1 protein-coding gene is annotated in these 729 nt (G+C 63.2%); it reads left to right on the top strand.

Going from position 1 to position 729, the window contains the following annotated elements; translation table 11 throughout:
- Positions 1 to 34: 34 nt before the first annotated feature.
- A partial coding sequence (gene rfbA / locus ACODTW_RS28265; RefSeq protein ID WP_488949554.1) for a glucose-1-phosphate thymidylyltransferase RfbA occupies positions 35 to 729 on the top strand: 695 nt, incomplete at its 3' end.

The raw sequence follows: 729 nt of genomic DNA on the forward strand, positions 1-729 counted from the left end.
GAAGCCCACAAGCGCCGGGGAGAGGGCAAGAAGAATGGCTAAGCGCAAGGGCATCATCCTGGCCGGCGGCTCCGGCACCAGGCTCTATCCCATCACCCTGGGCGTGTCCAAGCAGCTGCTGCCCGTCTATGACAAGCCGATGATCTATTATCCCCTGTCGGCGCTGATGCTGGCGGGGATCACCGACATCCTGGTCATTTCCACCCCGCACGACCTGCCGCAGTTCAGCCACCTGCTGGGCGACGGCTCGCAATGGGGTCTCAACCTGTCCTATGCCGTGCAGCCCAGCCCCGACGGGCTGGCCCAGGCCTTCATCATCGGGCGGGGTTTCGTCGGCAATGACAGTGCCGCCCTGGTGCTGGGTGATAACATCTTCTATGGCGGCGGGTTCGAGCGGCTGCTGGCCAGCGCCCATTCCCGGACAGAGGGGGCGACCGTTTTCGCCTATCATGTCAATGATCCGGAACGCTATGGCGTGGTCAGCTTCGACAGCCAGGGCCATGCCCTGACGATTGAGGAAAAGCCCCGGGCACCGAAGTCGAACTATGCCGTCACCGGCCTCTATTTCTACGACAACAGCGTCCTGGACATCGCCGCCGCCATCAAGCCGTCACCGCGCGGCGAACTGGAGATCACGGACGTCAACAATGTCTATCTTCAGCAGGGCAAGCTGGCGGTGGAGCGCATGGGCCGCGGCTATGCCTGGCTGGATACCGGCACCCATGACAG

Source organism: Niveispirillum sp. FG148 (assembly GCF_057809655.1).